This window comes from Empedobacter sp. UBA6745, assembly GCF_002453775.1.
Classification (GTDB): domain Bacteria; phylum Bacteroidota; class Bacteroidia; order Flavobacteriales; family Weeksellaceae; genus Empedobacter; species Empedobacter falsenii_C.
Genome location: NZ_DKHL01000001.1, coordinates 33,610 through 59,725 on the forward strand (window position 1 = coordinate 33,610; position 26,116 = coordinate 59,725).

General features: G+C 30.1%; 29 protein-coding genes, 3 tRNA genes and 1 pseudogene. 17 read left to right on the forward strand and 16 right to left on the reverse strand.

Going from position 1 to position 26,116, the window contains the following annotated elements:
• A partial coding sequence (locus B4H69_RS00195; RefSeq protein ID WP_291092287.1) for an ABC transporter permease occupies positions 1-1,054 on the reverse strand: 1,054 nt, incomplete at its 3' end.
• A 74-nt stretch (positions 1,055-1,128) separates the two neighbouring features.
• On the opposite strand from B4H69_RS00195, the gene B4H69_RS00200 reads away from it, so the two are divergent.
• Both B4H69_RS00200 and B4H69_RS00205 read left to right on the forward strand, forming a co-directional pair.
• Entirely contained in the window at positions 1,129-2,355 is a 1,227-nt protein-coding gene (locus B4H69_RS00200; protein ID WP_244957957.1) for an exo-beta-N-acetylmuramidase NamZ family protein, read from the forward strand.
• 4 nt (positions 2,356-2,359) lie between these two features.
• Positions 2,360-2,962 carry a hypothetical protein gene (locus B4H69_RS00205; RefSeq protein ID WP_180904946.1) on the forward strand — a complete coding sequence of 201 codons (603 nt, stop codon included), beginning with the start codon at positions 2,360-2,362 and terminating at the stop codon, positions 2,960-2,962.
• A gap of 49 nt (positions 2,963-3,011) precedes the next feature.
• Here the strand turns inward: B4H69_RS00205 and B4H69_RS00210 are convergent, their stop codons facing one another.
• The 5 genes from B4H69_RS00210 to B4H69_RS00230 all read right to left on the reverse strand — a co-directional run bounded on the left by B4H69_RS00210 (position 3,012) and on the right by B4H69_RS00230 (position 5,576).
• A complete protein-coding gene (locus B4H69_RS00210) occupies positions 3,012-3,395 on the reverse strand; it encodes a hypothetical protein (RefSeq protein ID WP_115001364.1) in 384 nt (127 codons plus the stop codon).
• A gap of 107 nt (positions 3,396-3,502) precedes the next feature.
• The gene (locus B4H69_RS00215) at positions 3,503-3,844 is read right to left on the reverse strand and encodes a hypothetical protein (RefSeq protein ID WP_115001366.1); all 342 of its coding nucleotides are present in this window, start codon (positions 3,842-3,844) and stop codon (positions 3,503-3,505) included.
• A 53-nt stretch (positions 3,845-3,897) separates the two neighbouring features.
• Positions 3,898-4,326, reverse strand: coding sequence for a hypothetical protein (locus B4H69_RS00220; RefSeq protein ID WP_038334512.1), 429 nt, complete (start codon positions 4,324-4,326; stop codon positions 3,898-3,900).
• 75 nt (positions 4,327-4,401) lie between these two features.
• Complete coding sequence (locus B4H69_RS00225) at positions 4,402-4,968, reverse strand: DUF4920 domain-containing protein (RefSeq protein WP_115001368.1); 567 nt, start codon at positions 4,966-4,968, stop codon at positions 4,402-4,404.
• An 11-nt stretch (positions 4,969-4,979) separates the two neighbouring features.
• Positions 4,980-5,576: an NUDIX hydrolase gene (locus B4H69_RS00230; RefSeq protein ID WP_115001370.1), complete on the reverse strand. Its 597-nt coding sequence runs from the start codon at positions 5,574-5,576 to the stop codon at positions 4,980-4,982.
• A 41-nt stretch (positions 5,577-5,617) separates the two neighbouring features.
• On the opposite strand from B4H69_RS00230, the gene B4H69_RS00235 reads away from it, so the two are divergent.
• From B4H69_RS00235 to B4H69_RS00245, 3 genes are all read left to right on the forward strand, one after another.
• The gene (locus tag B4H69_RS00235) at positions 5,618-6,016 is read left to right on the forward strand and encodes a hypothetical protein (RefSeq protein WP_038334509.1); all 399 of its coding nucleotides are present in this window, start codon (positions 5,618-5,620) and stop codon (positions 6,014-6,016) included.
• 92 nt (positions 6,017-6,108) lie between these two features.
• On the forward strand, positions 6,109-8,403 hold the full coding sequence (locus B4H69_RS00240) for a choice-of-anchor L domain-containing protein (protein WP_291092291.1): 2,295 nt from the start codon (positions 6,109-6,111) through the stop codon (positions 8,401-8,403).
• Positions 8,403-8,723, forward strand: a complete 321-nt coding sequence (locus B4H69_RS00245) for a hypothetical protein (RefSeq protein WP_180904948.1) — start codon at positions 8,403-8,405, stop codon at positions 8,721-8,723. Before B4H69_RS00240 ends, B4H69_RS00245 begins: the two co-directional genes overlap by 1 nt.
• A gap of 56 nt (positions 8,724-8,779) precedes the next feature.
• On the opposite strand, the gene typA is transcribed toward B4H69_RS00245, so the two are convergent.
• From typA to B4H69_RS00260, 3 genes are all read right to left on the reverse strand, one after another.
• Positions 8,780-10,582 (reverse strand): translational GTPase TypA, encoded by a 1,803-nt coding sequence (typA, locus tag B4H69_RS00250; RefSeq protein ID WP_180904949.1) that lies wholly within the window; start codon positions 10,580-10,582, stop codon positions 8,780-8,782.
• A 93-nt stretch (positions 10,583-10,675) separates the two neighbouring features.
• Positions 10,676-11,647 carry a hypothetical protein gene (locus B4H69_RS00255; protein WP_038334506.1) on the reverse strand — a complete coding sequence of 324 codons (972 nt, stop codon included), beginning with the start codon at positions 11,645-11,647 and terminating at the stop codon, positions 10,676-10,678.
• 6 nt (positions 11,648-11,653) lie between these two features.
• Positions 11,654-12,058 (reverse strand): hypothetical protein, encoded by a 405-nt coding sequence (locus tag B4H69_RS00260; protein WP_038334505.1) that lies wholly within the window; start codon positions 12,056-12,058, stop codon positions 11,654-11,656.
• Between the two features lie 199 nt (positions 12,059-12,257).
• On the opposite strand from B4H69_RS00260, the gene B4H69_RS00265 reads away from it, so the two are divergent.
• Together B4H69_RS00265 and B4H69_RS00270 are read left to right on the forward strand one after the other, a co-directional pair.
• Positions 12,258-13,337 (forward strand): sensor histidine kinase, encoded by a 1,080-nt coding sequence (locus tag B4H69_RS00265; RefSeq protein ID WP_180904950.1) that lies wholly within the window; start codon positions 12,258-12,260, stop codon positions 13,335-13,337.
• Positions 13,334-14,047 (forward strand): LytR/AlgR family response regulator transcription factor, encoded by a 714-nt coding sequence (locus B4H69_RS00270; protein WP_180904951.1) that lies wholly within the window; start codon positions 13,334-13,336, stop codon positions 14,045-14,047. The genes B4H69_RS00265 and B4H69_RS00270 overlap by 4 nt, the downstream gene beginning before the upstream one ends.
• A 53-nt stretch (positions 14,048-14,100) precedes the next feature.
• Here B4H69_RS00270 and B4H69_RS00275 read toward each other — a convergent pair.
• From B4H69_RS00275 to B4H69_RS00285, 3 genes are all read right to left on the reverse strand, one after another.
• A tRNA-Lys gene (locus B4H69_RS00275) sits at positions 14,101-14,173 on the reverse strand.
• Positions 14,174-14,224: 51 nt separating this feature from the next.
• A tRNA-Lys gene (locus B4H69_RS00280) sits at positions 14,225-14,297 on the reverse strand.
• 51 nt (positions 14,298-14,348) lie between these two features.
• Positions 14,349-14,421, reverse strand: a tRNA-Lys gene (locus B4H69_RS00285).
• Positions 14,422-14,719: 298 nt separating this feature from the next.
• Here B4H69_RS00285 and B4H69_RS00290 point away from each other — a divergent pair.
• Positions 14,720-15,325: a hypothetical protein gene (locus B4H69_RS00290; RefSeq protein WP_180904952.1), complete on the forward strand. Its 606-nt coding sequence runs from the start codon at positions 14,720-14,722 to the stop codon at positions 15,323-15,325.
• A 2-nt stretch (positions 15,326-15,327) separates the two neighbouring features.
• Positions 15,328-15,855: a shikimate kinase gene (locus B4H69_RS00295; protein ID WP_180904953.1), complete on the forward strand. Its 528-nt coding sequence runs from the start codon at positions 15,328-15,330 to the stop codon at positions 15,853-15,855.
• Here the strand turns inward: B4H69_RS00295 and B4H69_RS00300 are convergent.
• A complete protein-coding gene (locus B4H69_RS00300) occupies positions 15,852-16,265 on the reverse strand; it encodes an RNA-binding S4 domain-containing protein (protein ID WP_115001391.1) in 414 nt (137 codons plus the stop codon). The genes B4H69_RS00295 and B4H69_RS00300 overlap by 4 nt on opposite strands.
• Before the next feature lie 67 nt (positions 16,266-16,332).
• On the opposite strand from B4H69_RS00300, the gene B4H69_RS00305 reads away from it, so the two are divergent.
• From B4H69_RS00305 to B4H69_RS00315, 3 genes are all read left to right on the forward strand, one after another.
• Positions 16,333-17,088: a hypothetical protein gene (locus B4H69_RS00305; protein ID WP_291092294.1), complete on the forward strand. Its 756-nt coding sequence runs from the start codon at positions 16,333-16,335 to the stop codon at positions 17,086-17,088.
• Positions 17,089-17,184: 96 nt separating this feature from the next.
• Positions 17,185-18,387, forward strand: a complete 1,203-nt coding sequence (gene pncB / locus B4H69_RS00310; RefSeq protein WP_291092296.1) for a nicotinate phosphoribosyltransferase — start codon at positions 17,185-17,187, stop codon at positions 18,385-18,387.
• A gap of 103 nt (positions 18,388-18,490) precedes the next feature.
• Positions 18,491-19,168, forward strand: a complete 678-nt coding sequence (locus tag B4H69_RS00315) for a hypothetical protein (RefSeq protein WP_125348780.1) — start codon at positions 18,491-18,493, stop codon at positions 19,166-19,168.
• Between the two features lie 56 nt (positions 19,169-19,224).
• On the opposite strand, the gene B4H69_RS00320 is transcribed toward B4H69_RS00315, so the two are convergent.
• Complete coding sequence (locus B4H69_RS00320) at positions 19,225-20,529, reverse strand: aminopeptidase P family protein (protein WP_180904959.1); 1,305 nt, start codon at positions 20,527-20,529, stop codon at positions 19,225-19,227.
• A gap of 338 nt (positions 20,530-20,867) precedes the next feature.
• Between B4H69_RS00320 and rpsF the strand changes: the two genes are divergently transcribed.
• The 3 genes and pseudogenes from rpsF to rplI form a co-directional block, all read left to right on the forward strand.
• Positions 20,868-21,215, forward strand: coding sequence for a 30S ribosomal protein S6 (gene rpsF / locus B4H69_RS00325; RefSeq protein ID WP_038334492.1), 348 nt, complete (start codon positions 20,868-20,870; stop codon positions 21,213-21,215).
• A gap of 8 nt (positions 21,216-21,223) precedes the next feature.
• Complete coding sequence (rpsR, locus tag B4H69_RS00330) at positions 21,224-21,526, forward strand: 30S ribosomal protein S18 (RefSeq protein ID WP_019976570.1); 303 nt, start codon at positions 21,224-21,226, stop codon at positions 21,524-21,526.
• Between the two features lie 21 nt (positions 21,527-21,547).
• Positions 21,548-22,045: pseudogene (gene rplI, locus B4H69_RS00335) on the forward strand (50S ribosomal protein L9); the annotation flags it as partial.
• A 209-nt stretch (positions 22,046-22,254) separates the two neighbouring features.
• On the opposite strand, the gene B4H69_RS00340 reads toward rplI, so the two are convergent.
• Complete coding sequence (locus B4H69_RS00340) at positions 22,255-23,079, reverse strand: DUF5694 domain-containing protein (RefSeq protein ID WP_291092298.1); 825 nt, start codon at positions 23,077-23,079, stop codon at positions 22,255-22,257.
• A 142-nt stretch (positions 23,080-23,221) separates the two neighbouring features.
• Here B4H69_RS00340 and B4H69_RS00345 point away from each other — a divergent pair, with 142 nt between their 5' ends.
• Entirely contained in the window at positions 23,222-24,289 is a 1,068-nt protein-coding gene (locus tag B4H69_RS00345; protein ID WP_286474036.1) for a sensor histidine kinase, read from the forward strand.
• Positions 24,276-24,956, forward strand: coding sequence for a LytR/AlgR family response regulator transcription factor (locus B4H69_RS00350; RefSeq protein WP_280062560.1), 681 nt, complete (start codon positions 24,276-24,278; stop codon positions 24,954-24,956). The genes B4H69_RS00345 and B4H69_RS00350 overlap by 14 nt, the downstream gene beginning before the upstream one ends.
• Before the next feature lie 83 nt (positions 24,957-25,039).
• Here B4H69_RS00350 and aroC read toward each other — a convergent pair whose 3' ends face one another.
• On the reverse strand, positions 25,040-26,098 hold the full coding sequence (gene aroC / locus B4H69_RS00355) for a chorismate synthase (RefSeq protein WP_291092301.1): 1,059 nt from the start codon (positions 26,096-26,098) through the stop codon (positions 25,040-25,042).
• Positions 26,099-26,116: the final 18 nt, after the last annotated feature.

The window sequence follows — 26,116 nt, forward strand, 5'->3', positions numbered from 1 at the left end:
CGAAATATTTCTGAATGAATAATAATCCAAGTCCAATTACATTTCCAGCAATTAATCCTGGTAACATGATAAATAATGCGTAATTGATGAATAATTTTCGGATTCGCCAATTTGTCGCACCAAATGCTTTTAAAATTCCGATTGAATGTGTTCGTTCTAAAATTAATATCAATAAAACCATCACCATATTAATCACCACCACAAAAAGCATGATAAAAAGAATAATGACAATATTTTTGTCGAAAATCGAAATCCAATCATTAATCTGAGCAAAAGATGCTGTTGCTGATTCTGCATACAAATTATATGGAATATTTTCTTGCACACGCTTTGCAACTGGATCAATATTTTCGACATCATTTACAAATAGTTCGAAACCACCAACAGTTGTCGAATCCCAACGATTAAGGCGTTGCACATGCTTGATATCACCAAACATAATTTGATCGTCAAAGTTTTTGATATCTGTTTTGAATAATCCAGAAATGGTAAATCGACGATAAATAGGCTTTGTATCTTCTTGAATAAAATACATCACAAACGAACTGTCAACATCCAATTTCATTTCATCCGCAATCTTTTTCGATAATAAAACCTCATCCATTATCGAATCTTTATTGATTCGCGGAAAATGTCCTTTTACCAAAAATTTATCGAAACGAACCGAATCATAATCTGTTCCAACTCCTTTGAACACAACCCCACTAAAGTTTTCATCCGTTCGGATAACACCACTTTTATTGGCAATTGCTTGTACATGTTCTATTTCTGGAATCGATTTAAACTTTGGATAAAAAGCTTGATGAAGTGATAATGAATCAGAATTTAATGACGTATTACTATTGTAGTTTCTAATCGTAATATGACCATTAAAATCGGCCAACTTTTCTTTGATTGCCTTTCTTGCACCAACACCAGTCGAAATCGTTACCAAAGAAACAATCAACCCTAATGCTACCGCAATTTGACCTACTCGAATAATAATACTCGATAAGTTATTTTTAGTATTTTTACCAAGCGCAATTTTTTTTGAAAACCACCAAGAAAAACTCAAATTATATATTTTTTATAAGATTAAAACTAACTTTAGGCTTTAAATTCGCCTAAATTCAAATGATTCAAAACGAAATGAAAAACTTTGTCAAATATACATCAATTGGTTTACTTAGTTCAGTTATTTTTTTCGGCTTTTCTACTCCAATTTTAGCTCAAAATAATACATCAAAAACAATAGATAATCATTCAACTATTCTTGTTGGAGCAGAAAATACAGCTAACTATCTTTCGAAATTAAAAGGTAAAAAAGTTGGATTAATCTCGAATCAAACAGGAATTGCAACCATTAATGGAACAACGATGCATACAGTTGATTTGTTACTAAAACATAAAATCAATGTGGTTAAACTTTATTCGCCAGAACACGGTTTTCGAGGAGATGCTGATGCTGGTACAAAAGTAAAATCTGGTGTTGATACAAAAACTAACTTACCAATTATTTCGCTTTATGGTGATAATAAAAAACCAAAAGCAAATCAGATTTCTGATGTAGATGTTTTGATTTTTGATATGCAAGATGTTGGCGCACGTTTTTACACATACATTTCTACTTTGCATTATGTTTTGGAAGCTGCGGCTGAAAATGGCAAGAAAGTAATTGTGTTGGACAGACCAAATCCTAACGGACATTATGTGGACGGACCTGTGATGAAAAACGAGTATAAATCATTTGTTGGAATGCACAATGTTCCGATTGTTTATGGAATGACGATTGGCGAATATGCGCAAATGATCAACGGTGAAGGTTGGTTAGCAAATAGTATAAAAGCAGACTTGGAAATTATTCCGCTTATCAATTATACCCATCAGTCCAAGTACAATTTACCTGTGAAACCATCGCCTAATTTACCAAATGCTCACGCGATTAATTTATATCCAAGTACATGTTTGTTTGAAGGGACAAACGTTAACGAAGGTCGTGGAACAGATATTCAGTTTCAGGTTTATGGTTCACCATTCCTAAAAAATATGTCTTTTCAATATACGCCAACTTCAAAACCTGGTGCAACAAGTCCAAAATTCAAAGATGAAGTTTGTTACGGAGAGGATTTATCGGATGTTCCGTATCAATCTGCCATCAATTTGAAATGGTTAATCAATGCATATAAAAATAATACGAAGCAACCTTTTTGGGCGATGAATGGTAAAAAATTGTGGATTGATCAACTTTCTGGAACTGATGAATTGCGCAAACAAATAGAAGCTGGTTTATCAGAAGCAGAAATAAAAGCAACTTGGCAAAAAGATTTGGAAGCTTTCAAGAAAATAAGAACAAAATATTTGATTTATAAGGATTAAATTAATGCAAGTTAAAAGAAGCGTTCTTCAGAAGCTGTCTACAAATGAATTAAATTCTTATATCAAAGATGATTCTAGATTTGTTCCTGAAGCAATAAAAATAGCTTTCGAAATTTTAAAAAATGAACGAAATGTTCAGTTTTCTGAAATTGAAACAACTCGAATTAAAAATTTAATTTCATCTAAAATTATTTATCATGAAAAAGAAAAAAAGAAAAATTCTTTCGAACCAAATTTAGTTGAAGACATTGAGGAGAATAATGAAGTTCCAAAACTTCATACTAAAACTGAAATTGTTTTTCATTCAAGCGTATTTTTTTCTTTTATTGGAGCTGTATTATTCTATAAAAATCTAAAAAAAATTAAAGACATTATGCTCTTTCATTATGTCATTTTAGTTCTTTTTAGCCTTTTAATGTTAGTTTTTGATTATTATTTGTACGAATATATAGTTAATCATCAAGAAGAATTATCACATATTAAATACAAACGTTTTGGTAATTTCGGGATATTTATAACAATTCGTGGAATAGCAAATTTCATTCTTATTAGTTTAATATGGAATTACTTTTTTGGAAAAGATTTTAAGTATAGGGAATTAAAATAATTAAAAACGGAAGCCAAATTTGACTTCCGTTTTATATGTTTTAGAATGATTATTTTTCTCCTACAACAGCAGAAATAGATTCGCCTAATTCTTTTACTTTTTCATATAATTTTGTTGAACCTTTTTCAAATTCAATTGTAATTTTTCCTTCTCTTGCTTTTATTTCTAAGGAATCTCCTTCTCTCCAAACGTAATTTTTTCCTTCAGTCACTGGTTTTCCAAATACTTTTCCGATTTCTTTGATTGCATTTGCCGACTTTGGTTTATCAAAAATTGCTGAGTATGAATATACTTCGTTGCTATCACTCACACTAACTGAAACATTAGAATGAGTTGTTGAACTTGAATTTTTGCTAACTGATTGTGATTTAGCTGTTTGTCCGTTACAAGCAAAAGCTATTAAAGTTATTGCGATAAATAATGTCTTTTTCATATTTTTATTTTTTTATAAAATTCTGAAAAAGATTAATTTGCATTGGTTAATGAACGGTTAACGAAGCGTTAACACAAAACGAGCTACAAAATAATTGTAGCTCGTTTTTAAGTATTAAATTTATTTATATTTTTTGTCGCAAGAATTTTATCTCCAAGATTTTTAATTTTATCTACAATTTCTTGATTATCTGTACTTTTTTGAATCTCCATTTTAAGTGAATTATCATTCAAAATAATTTCAAAACTTCCTCGTCCAGTCCAGATATAACCAGATTCTTCCAAAATTCCTTCACCAAATTCTTTCTCGATTGTTTTCTTTATAATCTCTTTTTTATCCGAATTAAAAGTTCCTTTCATCGAGTAATAAGACTCCGTATTATTCGCTCTCAATTGTGCAAAAACTGCAAACGTTAATAACATTAAGAACAAGCTTAAATATTTTTTCATTTAAGGTCTATTATTTAAGATAAATATATGAAATTTTTCAGCAGAAAAACATCTTATAATTTGTTTAATATTTCAATCGTTAAGAATTCTCCTGTCATCGAATCAAAAGAGAATAAACAATTTAAACGACTATAATCATTTGCTAAACGATTTGGATCATTATTAATAATTCTTTGATAATCATTACTTTTACGAACTTGAGTTTCATCAATATTTCGATTCAAATCAAAAATATTTTGACCTTCATAAACCTTACAAATTGGATTTGGAGAAAGATAAAACTTAATCGAAACAATCATTTCATCAACAATTTTCACCGAAATACCTTTTTCTTTGTACAATACAATTTTTCCTTGAGGAATATTTTGCTCTGAAATATCAGATTCAAATTCAGTTTGAAATGATTGAAATAATTCGTCATTCACCGATTTTCCTATCAAAGAAAAATACTGATTTGGATTGGCTTGAAATAAGTTTGTCATATTTTATAGAATTGATTTCATAAAAAAACCTTTCCAAAAATAGAAAGGTTTTGATTAATTATTGAGTTAAAAATCTTAGTTTTCTTTTAAATAAACTCCATCAGCCTCAAAATTATATTGCAACTGAGGTTTTGTAATTTTCGCAATTTCTTCTTTCGATTGTCCTGCATCTTCTGCATAATGGCGCAATTTCTCAACAGAAATTTCACTAACAAAAGCTTTTCCGTGCACGACAACATTCGCTTTTTCACCATCTAAAGGCATAAAAAAACCATAATCTTTGAAACGCACAAACGACTGTTCTTCGCCTTTTCCAAGATCAACTTTTATCCAACAACCTTTCTTTTTGCAAACAGATTCTATCGTCGAAACAAACTGAACATTTTCCAAAGAATCACCACTTTTCATGTTATCGTATAACTTTCCAAGTTCGTTTTTTGTTAATGTATTTTTGATATCAAACGATTCTCCATACACTTGATACGCATATAAATCGTCTATTTTTGCCGTTCCGTTATCTAAAATTTTTGATTGAGATTTAGAAGCTTTTTCAGTTTTAACCTTGGTATCTTTTTTCGTTTGAGCATTAGTTGTCAAAGCAAAAGATGTTAAGGCACAAAAAGTTAATATATATTTTTTCATATTAATTTTATTTAGTTCAAATTTAAATAATTATCCATCAATAATTTAATATTTGGATAAGAATTTTCTAATAACTCAGGAATTTCATTCTCTTTTTTCCATTCAACCGATTCAATTCCTTCCTCAGTTTGTGGCAAAGGCAATTCAACACCGTCATAAAAAACTTCGAACCAAAATGTTTCTTTGATAATATATTCTCTCAAAAAATAAATGTGAAAAGTAGGCATCAAAAATCGTTTCAACTCTAAATTTGTCAAACTACATTCTTCTTCAATTTCGCGAATTGCAGATTCTTCTCTCGATTCCCCTTTCTCCATTTTACCTTTTGGCAAATCCCATTTCCCAAGTCTGAAAATGAACAAATAATCGTCTTGCGGATTACGAACAATTCCACCCGCTGCTTGTATATGCTTGTAATATTTTAAGAATTTCGTCCAAACATCATCAATATCTTCACTAAAAATATTGACTAAAGTTGCCGTTTTTGATGATAATAAATGAAAAGATTCATCAAATTGAGCTTCATTTTGAAACAAAATATTTTTTGCTTCTGGATTAGGTTGGTTGCTGAAAGTTAACAAACTTTCATTAAAAAAAACTTTGTACATTTGAACGATTTGTTACAAATTTATAAAAAACTCACAAGGATATGAAGGTAAATACAAATAAAGTCCGTTTTGCAAAAAATCAACAAGAAGCATACACTTTTTTGTTGGATATGAAGAATTATGAGCAATTGATGCCAGAGGACACAAAATCGTTTGAAATTCACGAATCTGGAAAAGGTTTTACAGTTGGTGTTGGCGCTTTACCAAAGGTTGGAATGCGTTTGAAAGAGACAGTTGAGCCATCGAAAATTGTTTTCGAATCTCCTGCACCTGCTTTTGAATATACTTTGACAATTTCTATTGATGCAGTTGATGAAAATTCGTCTGATGTTACATTAGATTTTGATGGAAATTTCAATATGATGATCGAAATGATGGCAAAAAAACCATTGACATCTTTCATTGAAACTATTGCAGAAAATTTAGGAAAAATAGGCTAAGACTATTTTTCGATAAATAAAATTCCTAAAACTGTTAAATAAACTTTATATTTTAAAGTTATTTAGCAGTTTTTTTATCTAAATTATTTTTTATGAAACACTTTTATTCAAAAATAATTCTCCTACTCTTTTTTACTTTTACACTAAATAGTTTTTTATTTGGTCAATATATTCTGGTAGATACATCTTTATCGAAAGAAGAATTAATTGATAAATTTATTGGAACAAACACAGGTTGTATTACTATTTCTAATATTAATATTTCTGGATACAATAGATCTTATGATGAAATAAGCTATGGTTATTTTACAAAAGGAACTAGTAATTTTGATCTTTCCGAAGGAATTATTTTATCTACTGGAAAAGCAAAAGCTGCTGAAGGTCCAAATGCTACTTTACAAAGTTTTTATGGAATTAATTGGGGAGGAGATCAAGACTTAATTGATATTTTGATACAATCTAATTTACCTCATGACAAAATTTTAAATGCTACATCTCTCGAATTTGATTTTGTATCAAACCTTACAACAGATCAAATTAGTTTCGAGTACATGTTTCTTTCAGAAGAATATCGAATTGATAATTGTGATTATTCTGATGCTTTTGCCTTCTTAATCAAAAAAGCAGATAATTCTGAACCTTATCAAAACATTGCATTAATTCCAAATACAACTATTCCTGTAACAACTAAAACAATTAATGGAGCAGATAGATGTAAAAGTTTCCAAGAATATTTTGGAGGGTTTAATTCTAGGAATAGTCCAACAAATTTCAATGGACAAACAAAAGTTTTGAAAGCAAATGCACAAATTGTAGCAGGCGTAAAATACCACATAAAATTGGTAATTGCTGACCATGGAGATAGTTATGGCCTTTATGATTCTGCTGTTTTCTTGAAAGCTGGAAGTTTTATAGGATCAAAAAGTTTAGGTTCTGATGTTGTATTATGTCCTGGAAAATCTGAAACAATAGATGCGACAACTACAAATGCTACAGCTTATAAATGGTACAAAGATGGTGTGGAAATTAGTGGTGAAACAAATGCAACATTAGTGGTAAATGAAACAGGTTATTACGAAGTAGAAATCACATTGAATACTGGTTGTTCTTTGAAAGGTCATATTAATGTTTCTGTACAAGAAGAACCGCAAATTTATCAAGATCGTTTTTCTATTTGTGATGATGATTTAGATGGAAAAACACAAATAAATTTAGACGAATATACTGATCGAATTGTAGAAGATTATTATTCTGCTCATCAAGTGAAATATTTTGATACCGAACAAGATGCTAAAGATAATATTTCTGCAGGAATAACGAATTTTGAACTAAATGGAATTCAGACATCTAAAGAAGTTTGGATTCGTGTTCAAATCGGGACTTGTGATCCAGTTATAAAAAAAATTACTTTTACATTAAATAATCTAAGTATTGCAAACATAATTCCTCCAATAGAAATTTGTGACGAGGATTTAAGTAACGATGAAGAAATTGTTTTATCCTATTATATTGATGACTTGATTACGAATATATACGGATCTCCAACTTATTATTTAAGCGAAGCTGATGCAAAAAATAGTCGAAATGCAATCAGCGCGACACAAATAATAAATTCAGATCAAACATTTTGGGTAAGATTTAAACAAAATGGTTTATGCGAAAATGTTGCTCCAATTCATTTTATTTTCAAACAATCTGGAAAATCATCAACCTTAAAAGATGTTACAATTTGCAAAGGAACAACGACTACTTTGGATGCAAGTACAGGATTTGACACTTACGAATGGTTGCATAATGGTAATAAAAATCAATCTATTACAAATGTTTCTGTTGGAACTTATTATGTAAAATTAGGATTAAATGGTTGTTTTTATACCCAAGAAGTAAAAGTTATTGAAGCCGAAGATCCAACTATTCAATCTATCGAAATTCAAGGTTCTACGGTGACCATAAAAGTCACTGGATCTACGCTTCCATATCTGTATTCATTGGATAACGGCACTTTTCAATCTTCCAATATCTTCACAAACGTAACTTTAGGAACTCATACAATTTCTGTGAAATCTGCAGCTAATTGTTCGCCTATTTCGAAAGAATTTTCGCTGATTAAACTAATCAATTTTATTTCTCCAAATGGTGATGGTAAAAATGATGTGTTGGATTATTCGCAATTAAAAAGTAAAATCAATCCGAAATTTATCATTTATAATCGAAAAGGAAAATTATTATTTACTGGTTCGGAAGCAAACAATTATACATGGGATGGAAAACTGAATGGAAAAGCGCTACCTTCCGATAGTTATTGGTATATTATCGAATGGACTGAACCAAATTCAACTCAAACTCAAAAATTTGAAGATTGGATTTTATTAAAAAGTACTTATTAATGAATAATTGGATAAATTTTCCTAAAAAGGATTTGATGCTCGAAATTTATTTTTCTGAACAAAATATGGAGGACAAAACTTTATTATTTTGGAATCAAATTAAAATTTCTCCTGAAATATGGAAATGTGATGATGTTATTGAGGATAATTTTTGGGTAGTTGCTGTATACGAAAATTATTTGATTTGGTACAATGATATTGAAGAAGGTTTTAATGTTTCAAGATTCAAAATTAAAGGTGAAATAGTAGAATATAACGCTTCTAAAGATGAATTAAATTTCGCAATTGAAGCGCTTAAAAATAAAATCGAATCTATTTAAAACAAAAAACCAGAAGATTAACTTCTGGTTTTATTGTGATATATAATTTCAAATGATTAGCTCATTGATTTTTCGAAGCGTTTACGATCTACTTCTTTTAAGTGAATTTTACGTAAACGGATGAAATTTGGAGTTACCTCGATACATTCATCACCTTGGATGTATTCCATACATTCTTCTAAAGTCATTTCTATTTTTGGAGCAATAGAAGATGAATCATCTTTACCAGCTGCACGGATATTGTTTAATTTTTTAGCCTCAACTACGTTTACAACTAAATCATTATTACGAGAGTGCTCTCCAATAATCATTCCTTCGTAAACTTCTTCTCCTGGAGCAACAAAGAATTTTCCACGATCTTGTAATTTATCAATAGAGTAAGGAGTAGATGTACCTTGATCTTTAGAGATAATTACACCAGCAGAACGTCCAGCAATAGCACCTTTAAAAGGTTTGTACTCTAAGAAGTTGTGTGCCATTACAGCCTCACCTGCAGTAGAAGTTAACATTAAAGAACGTAAACCAATTAATCCACGAGATGGAATTTCAAACTCTAAGTGTTGCATACCTTCCTTAGCTTCCATAACTAATAAATCTCCTTTACGTTGTGTAACTAAGTCAATAGCTTTAGAAGAGTAATCATCAGGAACATCAATTACTAATGTTTCGTATGGCTCACATTTTACACCGTCAATTTCTTTGAAAATAACTTGTGGTTGCCCAACAGTTAACTCATATCCTTCACGACGCATTGTTTCAATTAATACAGATAAGTGCATGATACCACGTCCGTAAACTAATTGTGTATTAGAATCTTCAGTTGGTTCAACACGTAAAGCTAAGTTACGCTCTAACTCGTCTGTTAAACGATCTACTAAGTGACGAGAAGTAACAAATTTACCATCTTTACCAAAGAATGGAGAGTTGTTAATTCCGAAAGACATGTTCATAGTAGGTTCGTCGATATGCATTACAGGTAAAGCTTCTGGATTTTCAGGATCTGCGATAGTATCTCCAATTTGGAAACCGTCAATACCAACAACAGCACAAATATCACCAGCTTTTACTTCTGTAGCTCTTACTTTTCCTAAACCTGTAAAAGTATATAATTCTTTTACTTTGTGTTTTTTGAAAGAACCGTCTGGCTTTGTTAAAGCAATCCAGTCACCTTCTTTTACTTCTCCACGAGTTACTTTACCAACAGCAATACGTCCTAAGAATTTAGAATAATCTAAAGATGTAATTTGCATTTGTAAGTCACCTTCTTTAGCTTCTGGAGCAGGAACGTGCTCTAAAATACCATCCATTAAAGGTAAGATATCTTCTGTACGAACGTTCTCTGTATTAAACCATCCTTGTTTAGATGATCCGTAGAATGCAGGGAAGTCTAATTGATCTTCAGTAGCATCTAAGTTGAAGAATAATTCGAATACTTTATCGTAAACTTCGTCAGGACGACAGTTTTCTTTATCAACTTTGTTAATTACTACTAAAGGTTTTAAACCTAATTCTAATGCTTTTCCTAATACGAAACGAGTTTGAGGCATTGGTCCCTCAAAAGCATCTACTAATAAGATAACACCATCAGCCATTTTCAACACACGCTCAACTTCACCACCAAAATCGGCGTGGCCAGGAGTGTCGATAACATTGATTTTTACACCTTTATACTCTACCGAAGCATTTTTAGAGAAGATCGTAATCCCTCTTTCGCGTTCGATATCATTGTTATCCATGATTAATTCACCTGAATCTTGGTTTTCTCTGAAAACGTTTGTTGAGTGAAGAATTTTATCAACCAAAGTAGTTTTACCGTGGTCAACGTGTGCGATAATCGCAATATTTCTAATGTTTTGCATCCTTGAAATTTATGGGTGCGAATTTACGATAAATTATTTTTAATTACTATAGATTTTATTTAATTTAATGAAATCGCAACAAACGTATGTTATTTATCGTTTTTTATTACCAAATGGGTTGTATGATATACCAAAGTTGAAATAGAAAGATGATTTTGGTTTATACTCGTATATATAGTCATTAAAAGATTCATTTTTTTCAAAGATTCTTCCAGTAGGAATGCTACGTAGTCCTGTTTTTACAGTACCAATAAAATCACCAATTCTATGTTCATACATTACACCACTATTAATTTCTGTTTGTCTAAATTCAAATGTTTTATTCGATTGGTTAAAATAGAATGATGTAACATCCATTTCACTACCAAGAGAAAATCGACCATTATTAAATACATTTTTTTTCATCATTACTCTTTTTGGAAGTATGATATCGGCTATCCAACCATTTTTAAATTTATGCTCATAAGAAATAATGGGGAATGTAGGTACTTGCGAACTAGGGTCTATAATTACAGCTAAACCTAAAAGTAATTTGGTTCTTTCGTTTGCTGTAATCATTATACTACCTGTTAGTAAACCACGGAATCTTTCAAAACTATTTTCGTTACCATCAACTGATAGAGTAGCTGAATAAATTGCTGTTTTTTTCCATAGTTTAGAAATATGACTTGCAGTTACAGCTTCCGAATGATAATGAAAGTTTTGTTTCGTTTCATTCATAGTAGAACTAAGGTTATCTATATTTGCTGTCGTGTACTTATAATTAAGTGCTGTAGATATCGTCCATTTTTCTTTTTTGAAAAAATATAAATTCGCATTTGCCTTTATTTGTTGAAAGTTTTTCACTTTACTTTCGGGTAAATTAAAGTTGCTATCTTCTAACTTTTGAGAAAATTTATAAGGTGTAAGATTTGTATATTCTACATTAAGAACACGGGTAGAGGGGAATTTATCTGCAACAAAAACGACAGCTCTTTTTTGAATACTATCTTTTTTTTGAGCGAATGACAAAGTTGAAAGTAAAAGCAATAAGCTTGTAATTGCTTTTTGTTGTATTGAATGCATTAATTTTTATTTGATTTCGTGAATACTCGATTGGAAAAAATTGAAGACAAATACCTTATCATAAATCTTACTGATATTGTGTTCTTCTATTGTTTTTAAAATTGATTTTAAGGTTGTGTCTAATTTGTCATTTACAAGAACAAACCAAGATTCTTTGTTTCTATTTATAGAAATTGTTTCGTTATTTTTAAGATTAGAAATATCCATTAACTTTACTTCTTTAATATGTTCATTCTTCTCAATAATACAAAAATCATGATGTATACAATCTACAATTTCTAATGTCGGATCGTAGCATTGTATAAAACGATTTAAATCTGTTATTTGAATAATTTTATCTTCTTTTTCTGTTGCAGAAAAATTTAGAAGATTTAACTTATTTACCCAAAAATTAAAATTTTTCACACTCATAGTATTTCATGTTTTGTAAATTGAATAGCTAAGAAAAGTATAAAAAAATAGTTTTGATCGTTTTTTATACCAACACTAGATTTTTTTATACCAACCAGAAAAAAAAAGAAGAAGTATAATAAAAACGTTGGTTCGTATAAACTTTAATAATGGAATAGATTAATCAATTACCTTTGTTATAGATAAGATTTTTATAAAAATGAATTCATTGTTACCTCAATCAAAAAATCAAAAAATCATAAATTTTCTAGTAGATAAAAAGTTTAGATTTTCTCGTCATTTACTTTTTATAGTTGGATTTTTATTAGTGATATATAGTTCTACGTTTGCATCTAATTATTATGGTGTATATAGATATTATGTTATTCTTTTACTATTTGTAGTATTTGTATTAAAAACATACATCAATATTTATATATTGGTTCCAAAGTTTTTTTTTAAAGGTTACTATATTTTATATCTATTGTTATTAACAATTTTAGTTTATGTGGGGATAAATATTATTGGTCAATCATTAGATGTGTTTTTTGAAAAATATAGAATAGCTAATCCTAGACATTTTGGTGAAAACATAAGGAGAAGTTATGAAGGGCTTATAGTTGTTGTGCCAATTATTATGATGACAACTACCTTAAAACTTTTTCAGAAATGGATTGAAGATAATAGACAAATATCTGAACTGAAAAATTTGACATTTTCAATGGAGATAAATGAATTAAAAAATCAAATCAACCCACATTTTTTATTCAATATGTTGAATAATGTAAAAGCATTAATTAGAAAAGATCCTGAAGTAGCGACAGACGTTATTATGAAACTTTCAGATTTTTTAAGATATCAATTATATGAAAATAATGAAGAAAAAACACCTGTTTCTTCGGAGTTGAAATTTTTAGCTAATTTTTTAGATTTAGAGAAAATTCGTCAAGAAAATTTAAATGTAGTTATAGAGACAGAAGCGAATAAAAGTGAATTGAATTCTACATACATCCCGCCCAATTTATTTACAACATTTGTAGAAAATGCTATAAAGCATAGTGTTAATTTAAATGGAGAAGCAATTTATATAAAGGTAAAAGTTTCGATTATTGATAATCATTTACACTTTGTTTGTTTAAATTCTTTAGATCCTAATTACATCATTCCTAATAATAAATTTAAAGGTTTAGGGCTTCCAAATATTACAAGAAGATTAGAACTTTTGTACGGAAAAATGTATACTTTAAATATAGAATCTACAAAAGATGAATATGTTGTTAACTTAATAATTCCAATATGAATTGTATTATAATTGATGATGAGCCTTTGGCAAGAGAAGAAATGGAGTTATTAATAAACGAAGTTTCTGAATTAGAAATTCTAGGTAAGTTTCCGAATGCAGCTTTAGCTTTAAAGTTTTTAAGTACAATACAACCAGATGTTATATTTCTTGACATAGAAATGCCATTAATTAATGGGATAGAGTTTGCGCAAAGTGTACCTAAAAATACTTTAATAATTTTTACAACTGCTTATTCAAGATACGCAATAGATAGTTATGAATTAGATGCTATCGATTATTTGTTAAAGCCAATTGATAAAAAGCGTTTAGAAAAAGCGATAAATAAGGCAACGTTTTTTTATAATTTCCTTTCTAATAAAAAGGTTGAAGAAAATACTGTTGAAGAGAATGATGATAATTTTTTATTTATAAAAGCCGATAGAAAACAATATAAAATAAGTTTTTCTGAAATCTTGTTCATAGAAGGTTTGAAAGATTATGTAGTGCTTTATACAACGACACAGAAGTTAATTACAGCAATGAATTTAAAAACGATTCACCAGAAAATAGATTCAGAATTTTTTATACGCGTTAGTAAATCATATATCATAAATTCAAAACATATTAATTCATTTGATAATCATACCATTTATATGAACGAGTTTGAAATTCCAATAGGAGAGACCTATCGATCAGAATTCATGCTGAAATACTCAAAAGGAAATTAGATTAAAAGAAAGTAGTGTAAATAAAAAAAGCCAAACATTTCTGTTTGGCTTTGTGACCTGGCTGGGGCTCGAACCCAGGACCCCAACATTAAAAGTGTTGTGCTCTACCAACTGAGCTACCAGGTCTCCGTATTTGGAGTGTTATAGTTTTTATACTTCTTAATAACATGAAGTTTGTGACCTGGCTGGGGCTCGAACCCAGGACCCCAACATTAAAAGTGTTGTGCTCTACCAACTGAGCTACCAGGTCTCCGTTTTGGAGTTGTTACTGTTTTTAGACTTCTCAATAACTAGAAGTTAGTGACCTGGCTGGGGCTCGAACCCAGGACCCCAACATTAAAAGTGTTGTGCTCTACCAACTGAGCTACCAGGTCGGTTTCTTAAATCGAGTGCAAATATAGGGCGTTTAATACTAATTTAACAAACGTTTTGTGAAGTTTTTTACAATTTATTAATTAATCATTTCGGTTTTAAGAACTTAAATTTAGATAAATTTTTAGTTTTTTTTTGAAAGATAGAATTTCGGATAAGAAAACTGAAAAAATAAGCCATAGAAACATCATTTTATATATTTGATAAATGATTTATATACTATATTTGTCATCCAGCAAATCTAAATCTATGTGAACCGAAATTATTTTCGGAACGCTATTTAAAGATTGAAATTTTAGAATGAAGAAGAATATACTATATATTATTATTGCTTTGTTTTCGATAGTGTCGTGTAAAAAATCTGACAACCCAGAGGCAGACGTACCCGATTCTGAATATGCAAACAATTGTAATCAGGAAACAAAAGATGCACATTTGTCTAATTTTGCATTGAAAGAATTAAAGGAATTAATAAAAGATCAACCACAGATTATTCATCAAAAATTGAATGATCGTTGTTTCAAGGTTTCTAAACTTGGAAAAAATTTATACATTCAAAATTCAGATCGTTTAGATTCTTTGAAGATTAAAAACAATAATCAAGGAACGATGTTTTTGAATAAAATAACAGCAATACAGGTTTCGCAAGTGATTGTTTATAAATTAACATATTCTTTTCCTATTAAATTCTTGAATCAATATAGAGCAGAAATCAAAAAAGATGCGCCAAAATCTAAATACCATCATTCAAATTCAATCGTTACTAACGAAGATTATCAAGTAACTTATAATGTTGAACGTTATGATGCAAGACGTTTGGAGAATACGTATTCATATCAAATTGATACGTTTGATGGATATGCGAGATTAACTATTTTTTATTCAGAAGACTTACCAGTAGACTAATCATGATTATTTCTTTAGTAGGATATATGGGTAGCGGAAAATCGACTACCGGAAAAGATTTAGCCAAAGCATTGGGTTTCGAATTTATCGATCTTGATGATTTTATCGAAAATAAATATCAAACAAAAATTAGTGAGATTTTTGAAAAAGAAGGCGAATTAGGTTTTCGTAAAAAAGAAAGAGAAGCCTTAAAAGAAGTTCTGACTTCAACAAACATTGTGCTTTCTTTAGGCGGTGGAACTCCTGTTTATTACGATAATATGAATGAGATTGCCAACAATTCAATTTCATTTTTCATGCGTGTACAATTACCGCAATTGGTGAAACGATTGGAAAATAAAAAAGAAACTCGACCTTTAATTGCTCATCTTTCTAATGAAGAAATGATGGAGTTTATTGCGAAACATTTATTTGAACGCAATCAATATTATGAAAAGGCAAAATATACAATCAGCATCTCGAACCAAAGCACATTAGAGATTTTGGACGAAATTATGAAACATCTTAAAAAGGAGAAGATTTGGAATTAATCCAAATCTTCTCCTTTTATAATGATACCTTCTGCATCTTCTCCACCTTCTTCTAAATAATCATCCAAATCTCGGCGATCTTTTTTCGTTGGTCGACCTTCTCCTCTTTCACGATAATAATCTTGCGAAAGTTTACGAAGCTCTAACACCTCATATTCTTCTTTTGGCGTTGTATCCACAATATGCAAGGTTAACAATTTAGCTCCAATTCTATTATTTGGCACTTGTAATACTTTAAAAGATAAATTAATTTGATCTTTTCTAACCTCAATCGCATCACCTGGAATTATATCTCGCGACGCTTTTGCTACATCTCCATTCACTTTTACACGATTCTTTTTTACCGCATCAGCCGCTAAAGATCTCGTTTTATAATATCTAACACTCCAAAGAAATTTATCTAATCTCATTTAAAACTGAATATTTGTTAGGTTAAACTAATATTTTTTCTAAATTCGCAATATAAATCGAAATAACATGATAAAGAAATTCTTCGTTACTTTAATTGCATGTTCTGCTGTTTTAGTAGGATGTAATAATGATGATGATAACGGTGTAAGCAAAGAAACTAAAATTCCAGTTGAAGAACGTAATGCATTAGATGATGAAGCGATTCAACAATATATGGAAGATTTCTATTTCAATCCAAAGAATGGAAGACTTACAAAATTTGATACTATAAAAGGAAACGACGATGATGCTTATCCAACATTAAAATCTTTAGCAAAACAAGATAACTTAGGTATATGGTATGCCGAAAACCCAAATCATAAAGGAACAGGAGAAACTATTCTTTCTAATGACAGTACATCTATTTATATTTCTTATAATATTGGAACTTTTTTAGCGACTAATAGTACAGATTATAAAAGAAAATATGGATCTATATCTACAGGAGGAACGCCAAATTCTGGTGATGGATCGGCTGTGAAAGATCCTAGTTTTTATTATTTTATCCCAACTGAAACAGAAGCTAAAAATGGAGTAAAAAGAGAACATTTAGAATTAAAGAATTTTATAGAAGGATTAAAACATTTCAAAACAACAAACCGTTCTACAAATGATTTATACAACTTTCAAGGTGTAATTATATTACCTTCTCGTTTAGCTTACGGTAGAAACAAAGTATATTCTTCGGGCATAGGAATTTCTGACCAATTAAGCGCATATAGAGACATAAGTTATATTTTCAATTTCGAATTACCTAAAATCGAGAAAAGAACAACAAAATAATTATCTTCAAAACAAGATAATCTTACAAAAACCATCTACATTGATGGTTTTTTTTTATCTTTAAATTTCAAAATGTATTAGAATTAAACCTAAAAAATGAGTATTATAAAATCTATCGTAGATAACGATTTCTATAAATTCACCATGCAATTTGGCGTTACAAAATTGTATCCAGATGTAATGGCTCGCTATAAATTCATCAACCGTGGTGAACACCAATTTCCTGAAGGTTTTGCAGATGAATTGCAAAAAGAAATCAACGCAATGGCTTCTCTTGCTTTAACCAAAGACGAAAAAAACTTTTTCACAACGAATTGCCCTTATTTAAGTCCTGCTTATTTAGACTTTTTGCAAGGTTATCGCTATGATCCAAATGAAGTAAAAATCACCCAAAACGGAACTGATGTAGAAGTTCACGTAGAAGGATATTGGTATCGTACAATTCTGTGGGAAGTTCCAATCTTGTGTTTGATTAGTGAAATTTTCTATAAATTGACAAATGCACAACGCATTTCGAACGAAGAAATCACAAAACGTACAAGCGATAAAGTTGATTTATACAATCGTCTTGGCGTTACAGTTGCGGAATTTGGTACTCGTCGTCGTCACAGTTACGAAGTTCATGATGTAGTGATGAAAGAATTAACAAACCATAAAGGAAAAAGTTTTGTCGGAACTTCTAATGTTCACTTTGCACATAAATATGGCGTAAAACCAATTGGAACGCATGCTCACGAATGGTTTATGTTTCATGGTGCACGCTACGGATTCAAAATCGCGAATTCAATCAGCTTAGATCGTTGGGTAAAAGTTTATTATGGTGATTTAGGAATTGCTTTGACAGATACGTATACGTCGGATGTTTTCTTTGGACAATTTGATAAAAAATTATCTAAATTATTTGATGGCGTTCGTCACGATTCTGGAGATCCAATTGAATTTGGAGAAAAAACAATTGCACATTACGAAAAAATGGGCATCAATCCATTATTCAAAACGATTATTTTCTCGGATGGATTAAATTCAGAAAAAGTGGAAATGATTACAAAAGCTTTCAAAGGAAGAATTGGATTATCATTTGGAATTGGAACCAACTTAACAAACGACACTGATTTAAAACCTATGAATATCGTGATGAAATTGACCGAAATTTCTTCGATAGATATAAAATGGACAGGTGTTGTAAAACTTTCGGACGAAAAAAATAAACATACCGGAACGCCACGTATGATTGCTCTTGCAAAAGAAATGTTAGATTTAGATGACATTCCATCACATGATGCGCCAGAAAATGATTAAAATCTTACGATAATCCATATAAAAAATGTTCTGAAATGATTCTCAGAACATTTTTTTACAACAATAGCTATTTAATTTATTAACTTTAAAAAATTAAATAGCTATGAAAATAATTTTTTACTTTTTTTTATTAATTGGGTTGATATCTTGTAAACGCGAATTAACAAGAGAAAAACATGAAAAATTACACCAAGATTCTATCAATCAAATAATATTAGCGATGGGTATAAATCCAGATTCATCGTTTTCATATAATAAGTACAATAAAAAATTAAAGAACAGAAATAATACAGACTCTTTAATCCGCATAGTATCACCTTCTTTTGCAGAACATCAATTTATATTTTATAATGACACTTTAACCTATTACTATTTTAATGAATTTCCTTACGATAAAATGTGTGGAACTGGTGCAATAAATGATTTTGAAGACAAGAAAATTACCGAATTATATAAAGTTAAAAAGAAAGATCTGATTAATATTAAATCTGATACTATTGAACATTTTATTCAAAAGTTAGAAACTAAAAATTCTAATGAGGGATTTTATCCTTTTGCTTTAATTCTGGCAATTAATAAAGATTCAATAAAAAGTAAGTCGCTTAATCAACTTAGAAAATATCTAATCAATAAAAATTATAGATACAATTTTCGTCCACTTTCTACTCGAGAACGTTTAGTTGCTAATGCAAAATTCAATAATACTTCGGATGATTTTTCTAAAATAAATTGGGATAGTGTGTATTATGTAGATTTTAAGAAGTTTTATCCAAACAATTAATCATAAAAAATCCACTTCGTTTGAAGTGGATTTTTTATGATTTAAAATTTAATAAATTACTTATTCATTAAATCTTCGATTTCTTCTGCTTCTAACGGAATATTTTGCATCAAGTTGAAAGGTTTTCCTTCTTTCTGAATTACATAATCATCTTCCAAACGAATTCCAAAACCTTCTGCTGGAATATAGAATCCTGGCTCGTTTGTGAAAACCATTCCAGCCACAAAATCATCAGTCAATAAACCATAATCATGTGTATCTAATCCCATATGATGAGACGTTCCATGCATCATGTATTTTTTGTAAGCTGGCCAAGCTGGATCTTCGTTTTGTACATCTGCTTTATCCAACAAACCTAAACCTAACAATTCAGAAGTATAAACTTTTCCTAATTCTTCGTGGTATTTGTACCAATTATTCCCAGGAACTAACATCGTTTCCGCTTCTTTTTTACAACGTAAAACTGCATCATAAACTTCGCGTTGGCGTTTTGTATATTTTCCATTAACTGGAATTGTACGTGACATATCTGATGAATAATTTGCATATTCAGCTGCAACATCAAACAAAATCAAATCACCGTCTTTACATTCTTGATTATTTTGAATATAATGCAACACATTTGCATTATTTCCAGACGCAATAATTGGCGTGTATGCAAAACCTTTTGAACGATTACGAAGAAATTCGTGAACAAACTCAGCTTCGATTTCGAATTCCCAAACTCCAGGTTTTACGAAATTTAAAATACGACGAAAACCTTTTTCTGTGATATCACACGCTTGTTGAATCAATTGAATTTCTTCTGGTTCTTTTACAGAACGTAAACGTTGCAAAATAGGATTTGAACGTAAATAAGTATGTCCAGGATAATCTACTTTCAATTGTTTTACAAAACGATCTTCGCGCGTTTCTACTTGAGGTGCTTCTGTTACGCGATAATGCTCATTTTTATTTACATAAACATTATCTGCTTCTACCATCAATTTGCGCAAAACATTTGGTAAATCTTGTAACCAAAGTACAGTTTTGATTCCAGAAACTTCTGTTGCTTGAGCTTTTGATAATTTTTCTCCTTCCCAAACTGCAATATGATCGTTTGTTTCACGAACAAATAATACTTCCTTATATTTAGGATCGTAAGCGTCAGGAAAAATTAATAAGATAGATTCTTCTTGATCAACTCCAGATAAATAAAAAATATCACGATGTTGTGCAAACGGTAACGTAGAATCTGAAGAAATTGGATAAATATCGTTAGAATTGAAAATAGCAAGAGAACGAGGTTTCATTGCTTTTACAAATTTCGCTCTGTTCTTTACGAATAACTCGCTTGGAATAGGATTGTATTTTGTTGTCATAAAATTTTACATTAATTATTATGACCAAATTTAAGAAGATGTTTTTAGAAAAAAAAGGAAAACCCTCGCAGAAACGAGGGTTTTAACCTTAACCAACCTAAACCTATGAAAAAGCCATTAGCCTTTTATGTTGACAAATGTAAGCTACTTTTTTTAAACTGCAAATTTTTTTTTAAAAAAGTCAATATTTTTTTAACGTCAATATGATAAAACGATAATATTCAACAAATAAGCTATCTATAAAAATTCAATAATTATTCATTTGCGATATTCAAATAATTATTCTTATATTTGCACCTCGAATTTTAGTATAAATAATAACTTAAAAGAAGTTAAAAATGACACATTACGAAACTGTTTTCATTTTGACTCCCGTTCTATCTGATTCTCAGGTAGAGGAAGCAGTTAATAAATTCAATGACTTTGTTACTGCTAACGGTGGTGAAATCGTAGCAAAAGAGAACTGGGGCTTAAAAAAATTAGCTTACCCAATTCAAAACAAAAGAAATGGATTCTACCACTTAGTAGAATTTAAATCAGACAATAACGAGTTAGTTTCTCAATTAGAAGTTGCTTACAAACGTGATGAGCGTGTAATCCGTTTCTTAACTGTGAAATTAGACAAACACGGTATGGACTGGGCAGAAAAACGTAGAACAAAATTAAAGTCTAACTCTAACAAATAAGCAAAGCTATGGCAATTGACGATTTAGCAAAAAAAGCAGCTGGAGGTAGCGAATCAGAAATCCGTTATTTATCTCCTTTAGATATCGAAACACAATCAAACTCAAAATATTGTCGTTTCAAAAAATTTGGAATCAAATACGTTGACTATAAAGACGCTGATTTCTTAATTCAATTCGTGAATGAGCAAGGTAAAATTTTACCTCGTCGTTACACAGGAACATCTTTAAAATACCAAAGAAAAGTTTCTAAAGCGATCAAAAGAGCTCGTCACTTAGCATTAATGCCATTTATTGGTGATCAATTAAAATAATAACCTAAATATTAAAATATCATGAACGTAATTTTAAGACAAGATGTAGAAGGTTTAGGTTTTGAATTTGAAGTTGTTTCAGTAAAACCTGGATACGCACGTAACTTCTTAATCCCTCGTGGATTAGCATCAGTTGCAACTCCAAAAAATGTACAAGAATTAAATGAAGTTTTAGACGCTCGTAAAGCAGAAGAAGCTACATTAATCTCTGCAGCGAAAGAAAAAGCGGCTAAATTAGATGGTTTAGTTGTTAAAATCGACGCTAAAGTTGGTTCTGGAGACAAATTATTTGGATCTATCAACAATGCAGATTTAGCAGAGGCTTTAGTAAAAGCTGGTGTTGAAATCGAGAAGAAAAACATTAGAATCCCTGGAAATACTATTAAACGTTTAGGAAAATACGAAGCTAAAGTTCGTTTCCACAGAGATGTTGAAGTAGATTTCGGATTTGAAATTGTACCAGATGCTGCATCTATCAAAGCTGCTGAAGAAGCTGCTAAAACTAGAGCAGAATTAGCTAAATTAGATGCTCAAAAAGCAGCTAATGCTACTAAAGAAGAAGGTTCTTTCTTCAACTATGATAACCCAATTTACGCTAACGACAAGAAAGCGAAAAAAGAGGAAGTATCTGAAGAAGTTGCTACAGAAGAAACTCCATCTACAGAAGAATAATTATTATTCAACATATATAAAAAAACCTCGCAGTTTGCGAGGTTTTTTTTATGTTTTTATTTTAGATAATCTAACGTATTTACTTCTTTAAACTTTGGCGAACGTCGTAAGAAATCTTTAAAGAAAGCCGTATGTGTAGCTCCCATTAATACAAAAATACGATCGTCTTTTGTTATTGGCACATTATTCATATTTGAGAACATGGCTAAATTTCTATGATAATATTTCGCCGCTTGTTCTGCTCCTACTGGATATTTTTTGTATGAAACCGTCGTTAACATATCCGCATTAACTGCAACCGAAAAATCTAAAAATTCTGGTTGATTATAGTATTGCAATAACTCTTTTAATTTTACATCTTTTTTTGTTACTCCATTTTTTGATTCATTATTTCGGAACATTTCGATGTATTTTTTGAATGTAATCGAATCATCTTGCTCTTTCAACAAATCACCAAGCATATAAAGATAATCTTCTTGATAATTAATTCCATAAATTTTCTTCGATCCGCTTAATCGTCCAACTTCATAAGCTAATAACTCAATCTCGGTAGGTTTTTCAAATTTCATTTTTGGATTCTTTAAATAATCTGAATAAGCCGTGGCAATTTTCTTATTCTTATACGGCTCTTGTTCAACCAAAATAATTGTTGGTTTAAAAGCTGCAATTTTATTTGCTAATTCATGTACTTGTCGAATATTCTCTTTATTATGTTCGTCAAACTCTGTCGAATTAGCATCTGTCGTATAGCCCATGTGAAAAGTCCCAACATTAAGAACTGGAATCGCATCATCAAATTTTGTTTGAAAATTATATTTTGCCTGAGCAGATAAATTAACAGAACCTAAAACGGTAATGATTGTGATAAATAAGTTTTTCATTTGAATTAATTTTTAATTATGATTCAAATTTCTGTGATTCTGAAAAAATTGACTTCTATTTATCGACTAACCCATTTGATTTATCGACGAATCACTTCACTTTTATCTAGAAAAGAATCTAATTTTACAAAAAACAAAAACAATGGAGAGTGATAAAAAAAATTTAAGTTTCTCGAAACAAAAAAGTGTACTTATACTTTTAGGGTTCTGGCTTATTTACATTCTGTTTGACTACATAACAATTGGATTAGTTAATCTAACTAACGGAAATTCATTTTTTGAAGCAATTAACTTATTTGCATCAACAATGTATATTGTTCAGTTAATTACAATTTTTATTATCTATTTTTTTATTGCTCCTTATTTTCTAAAAAATATCAATTGGAAATCGATATTATTCTCTATAATATGTTCCTTTACAACATTTATTATTGTTCGTTATTTTATTGAGCAAATTATTACAGATTTTTTGTTTCACAAAGTCAATTATTTTGAAGGAACAACGATTAGTTTTTACATTTACGACAATTTACATTATGGTTCTTTCATCGTTTTTTCGTCACTTTTTTTATGGATGACATTCCATTCAATTCATACTCTAAAACAAAATAACATTATAGAAAAAGAGAAAAAAGAAGCTGAAATTAATTTTCTTAAATCTCAAATTAATCCTCATTTTTTGTTTAATACCCTTAATAATATTTATAGTTTGGTGAGTGTAAATTCTCCTCATTCGCTGAAAGCAATCGAAAATTTGAGTGCAATTATGCGTTTTACAACCTACGAAACCAATAAAGATAAAATAGAAATTGAACGAGAAATTGATTACATCAATCAATATTTAGATTTGGAGCAGATTCGTTATGGAGAAAAATTTTATGTTGAAAAAGAATTTTTGATTGAGAATTCTAAAAAATTGATTCATCCGTATATTATTTCACCTTTAATCGAAAATGCAATAAAACATGGCGTTGTAAAAAACATTAATCATCCAATTAAAATCAATTTAAAAACCAATTCTGAATACCTTGAGATTTCCGTTTCAAATAAAATTAACCAACATCAAAAAGATGAAACTTCTGGAATTGGATTAACAAATTTGAAAAAAAGATTGAATTATTATTTCGGAAATAATTATAATTTCGAGATTAAAAACGATTATGAAACCTTTCATATTTACCTAAAAATTCCTTTAAATGACGAAAATTAAGTGTATTATTTTAGACGATGAACCTTTGGCTGTTGAATTATTAAAAAAACACGCTTCTGAAAATGAAAATTTAATTGTTTCACTTGCTACAACCGAAGTTTTTGAAGCAATTGATTTTCTCAAAAATAATAAAGTTGATCTTATTTTCACAGATATTCAAATGCCCGAATTAACAGGAATTCAATTGATGAAAATCCTTGATCATTCTCAGAAATTTATTGTTACAACTGCTTATCAAGATTATGCTTTAGAAAGTTTTAATTTTCATGTGGTTGATTATTTATTGAAACCTATTACGAAAGATCGTTTTGATTCATCAGTAAAAAAGTATGTTGATTTTTTTCAAATGACATCAACTAAAAATCAGTCAACTTATTTGTTTGTAAAAGCAGATGGAAAGCAAGTGAAAATTAATTTTTCGGACTTAATATACATTGAAGGTTTGAAAGATTATATTCGAATTCATACCAAAACTGAAAAAATATTAGTCTTAGAAACCATGAAATCTTTCGAAGAAAAATTACCAAATCATTTCAAAAGAATTCATCGTTCGTATATCATCAATCTTGATTTTTTAACTTCAATAGATGGTAATTCTGTTTATCTCAATCAGAAAATTTTACCAATTGGAGAAACATACAGAAAAGAAATGAAGGATTTTGGTTAAATGCGTTATGCGTTATGCGTTNNTGCGTTATGCGTTATGCAAAACAAAAAACTCCAACTTTAAAAGTTGGAGTTTTTTGTTTTTTATATATTTCTTGTTCGTTGTATCAGCAACATATCAGCCAAAACCATCGCAGCTAAACTTTCTACAATAGGAACGGCTCTTGGAACAACACAAGGATCGTGACGACCTTTTCCATGCATTTCTACCATTTCGCCATCAGCATTCAATGTCGTTTGTTCTTGCATTAATGTCGCAACTGGCTTGAAAGCAACTTTGAAATAAATATTCATTCCATTCGAAACTCCACCTTGTATTCCTCCAGAATAATTGGTCTTTGTTGTTCCGTCTTGATTGAATTGATCATTCGTTTCTGAACCTTTCATTGATGTAGAAGCAAAACCTTCGCCGTATTCAAAACCTTTCACCGCATTTATCGACATCATTGCTTGTCCTAAACGTGCGTGTAATTTATCAAAAATTGGTTCACCTAAACCTACTGGAACATTTTGAATAACACATGTCACTTCACCTCCAATTGTATCACCTTCTTTGCGAATTTCTTTGATACGATCGATCATTTTTTCTGCCATTTCTAGATCTGGGCAACGCACTGCCGTATCTTCAATTTTAGAAAAATCTAATGTAGAATAATCATTATCCAACTTCAACTGACCCACTCCGCTTACATAAGCCGTAATAGTGATATTTGGAATCACATGTTTTGCAACAGCGCCACCTACAACCCAATTCGCCGTTTCGCGCGCAGAAGTTCTTCCTCCACCTCTATGATCGCGAACACCATATTTGGTTTCGTATGTAAAATCGGCATGAGAAGGACGAAAAACACCTTTGATATGATCGTAATCGTGAGATTTTTGATTATCATTCGGAATAATAAACCCGATAGAAGCACCCGTTGTTTTTCCTTCAAAAATACCTGAAAGAAATTGTACTGTATCTGGTTCTTTTCGTTGTGTCACAATTGCAGATTGTCCTGGCTTACGACGATCTAATTGTGCTTGTATCCAATCGAAATCTAATTCGATTCCACTTGGAACGCCATCAATTACACCTCCAATCGCTACACCATGACTTTCGCCAAAAGTTGAAATTTTAAATAGTCTTCCGAATGTATTCACAATAGTATATGAGTTTTT

What these genes read in the sequence shown, in the direction of transcription:
- B4H69_RS00200 (WP_244957957.1), top strand. Translation starts at nt 1,129, where the DNA reads ATGAAAAACTTTGTCAAATATACATCAATTGGTTTACTTAGTTCAGTT.
- B4H69_RS00205 (WP_180904946.1), top strand. Translation starts at nt 2,360, where the DNA reads ATGCAAGTTAAAAGAAGCGTTCTTCAGAAGCTGTCTACAAATGAATTA.
- B4H69_RS00210 (WP_115001364.1), bottom strand. Translation starts at nt 3,395, where the DNA reads ATGAAAAAGACATTATTTATCGCAATAACTTTAATAGCTTTTGCTTGT.
- B4H69_RS00215 (WP_115001366.1), bottom strand. Translation starts at nt 3,844, where the DNA reads ATGAAAAAATATTTAAGCTTGTTCTTAATGTTATTAACGTTTGCAGTT.
- B4H69_RS00220 (WP_038334512.1), bottom strand. Translation starts at nt 4,326, where the DNA reads ATGACAAACTTATTTCAAGCCAATCCAAATCAGTATTTTTCTTTGATA.
- B4H69_RS00225 (WP_115001368.1), bottom strand. Translation starts at nt 4,968, where the DNA reads ATGAAAAAATATATATTAACTTTTTGTGCCTTAACATCTTTTGCTTTG.
- B4H69_RS00230 (WP_115001370.1), bottom strand. Translation starts at nt 5,576, where the DNA reads ATGTACAAAGTTTTTTTTAATGAAAGTTTGTTAACTTTCAGCAACCAA.
- B4H69_RS00235 (WP_038334509.1), top strand. Translation starts at nt 5,618, where the DNA reads ATGAAGGTAAATACAAATAAAGTCCGTTTTGCAAAAAATCAACAAGAA.
- B4H69_RS00240 (WP_291092291.1), top strand. Translation starts at nt 6,109, where the DNA reads ATGAAACACTTTTATTCAAAAATAATTCTCCTACTCTTTTTTACTTTT.
- B4H69_RS00245 (WP_180904948.1), top strand. Translation starts at nt 8,403, where the DNA reads ATGAATAATTGGATAAATTTTCCTAAAAAGGATTTGATGCTCGAAATT.
- typA (WP_180904949.1), bottom strand. Translation starts at nt 10,582, where the DNA reads ATGCAAAACATTAGAAATATTGCGATTATCGCACACGTTGACCACGGT.
- B4H69_RS00255 (WP_038334506.1), bottom strand. Translation starts at nt 11,647, where the DNA reads ATGCATTCAATACAACAAAAAGCAATTACAAGCTTATTGCTTTTACTT.
- B4H69_RS00260 (WP_038334505.1), bottom strand. Translation starts at nt 12,058, where the DNA reads ATGAGTGTGAAAAATTTTAATTTTTGGGTAAATAAGTTAAATCTTCTA.
- B4H69_RS00265 (WP_180904950.1), top strand. Translation starts at nt 12,258, where the DNA reads ATGAATTCATTGTTACCTCAATCAAAAAATCAAAAAATCATAAATTTT.
- B4H69_RS00270 (WP_180904951.1), top strand. Translation starts at nt 13,334, where the DNA reads ATGAATTGTATTATAATTGATGATGAGCCTTTGGCAAGAGAAGAAATG.
- B4H69_RS00290 (WP_180904952.1), top strand. Translation starts at nt 14,720, where the DNA reads ATGAAGAAGAATATACTATATATTATTATTGCTTTGTTTTCGATAGTG.
- B4H69_RS00295 (WP_180904953.1), top strand. Translation starts at nt 15,328, where the DNA reads ATGATTATTTCTTTAGTAGGATATATGGGTAGCGGAAAATCGACTACC.
- B4H69_RS00300 (WP_115001391.1), bottom strand. Translation starts at nt 16,265, where the DNA reads ATGAGATTAGATAAATTTCTTTGGAGTGTTAGATATTATAAAACGAGA.
- B4H69_RS00305 (WP_291092294.1), top strand. Translation starts at nt 16,333, where the DNA reads ATGATAAAGAAATTCTTCGTTACTTTAATTGCATGTTCTGCTGTTTTA.
- pncB (WP_291092296.1), top strand. Translation starts at nt 17,185, where the DNA reads ATGAGTATTATAAAATCTATCGTAGATAACGATTTCTATAAATTCACC.
- B4H69_RS00315 (WP_125348780.1), top strand. Translation starts at nt 18,491, where the DNA reads ATGAAAATAATTTTTTACTTTTTTTTATTAATTGGGTTGATATCTTGT.
- B4H69_RS00320 (WP_180904959.1), bottom strand. Translation starts at nt 20,529, where the DNA reads ATGACAACAAAATACAATCCTATTCCAAGCGAGTTATTCGTAAAGAAC.
- rpsF (WP_038334492.1), top strand. Translation starts at nt 20,868, where the DNA reads ATGACACATTACGAAACTGTTTTCATTTTGACTCCCGTTCTATCTGAT.
- rpsR (WP_019976570.1), top strand. Translation starts at nt 21,224, where the DNA reads ATGGCAATTGACGATTTAGCAAAAAAAGCAGCTGGAGGTAGCGAATCA.
- B4H69_RS00340 (WP_291092298.1), bottom strand. Translation starts at nt 23,079, where the DNA reads ATGAAAAACTTATTTATCACAATCATTACCGTTTTAGGTTCTGTTAAT.
- B4H69_RS00345 (WP_286474036.1), top strand. Translation starts at nt 23,222, where the DNA reads ATGGAGAGTGATAAAAAAAATTTAAGTTTCTCGAAACAAAAAAGTGTA.
- B4H69_RS00350 (WP_280062560.1), top strand. Translation starts at nt 24,276, where the DNA reads ATGACGAAAATTAAGTGTATTATTTTAGACGATGAACCTTTGGCTGTT.